Source organism: Pseudoalteromonas aliena, from assembly GCF_038155085.1.
Taxonomy (GTDB): Bacteria; Pseudomonadota; Gammaproteobacteria; order Enterobacterales; family Alteromonadaceae; genus Pseudoalteromonas; species Pseudoalteromonas aliena_A.
The window spans coordinates 1-479 of record NZ_JBAKAU010000051.1; the positions used below are offsets into that span (position 1 = coordinate 1).

General features: G+C 44.1%; 1 protein-coding gene. It reads right to left on the minus strand.

The genetic code is table 11. The features are described 5' to 3' along the window. Positions 1–479, minus strand: a 479-nt coding sequence (locus tag V6260_RS18505) for a flagellin (RefSeq protein ID WP_341595565.1), incomplete at both ends; no start/stop codon positions are given.

A 479-nucleotide genomic window follows, 5' to 3' on the forward strand; every position in this document is an offset into this window, starting at 1 on the left:
TTAATGTAGATGACGCTGCTTGTGTATTTTCTTTCATGTTTGTTACGTTCGTCATCGTGTGCTCAAGGCGGTTCATTGATGCACCTAGTGATGAACGAGCGGTACCGACTGCAGCGATTAAATCATCAACTTTAGTCAACTCAGCCTGCGCTGTTGCAACATCAGTAAAGGCAGTTGCAAACCCGGTAATAGAAGCATCAACAGTATCTAAATCACCATCAATATCAACCACCAGTTTTTCAGCAGCACTAGAGCCAACCTGAAAAGTAACATCAGTCGTTCTTGCAGTTGCTTGGGCTGAGCCGAACGTACCAGTAGCTTTATCCAGTAAAGCTGTACCACCAAAAGAAGTATTTTTCATAATACTGCCTAACTCTTTAGCTAGAGCATCATACTCAGCACTTTGTGCAGTCCACTCTTTAGCACCATTCGCATCACTCGCACCTTGTGTCGCAAGCTCTTTCATGCGGTAAGCAATG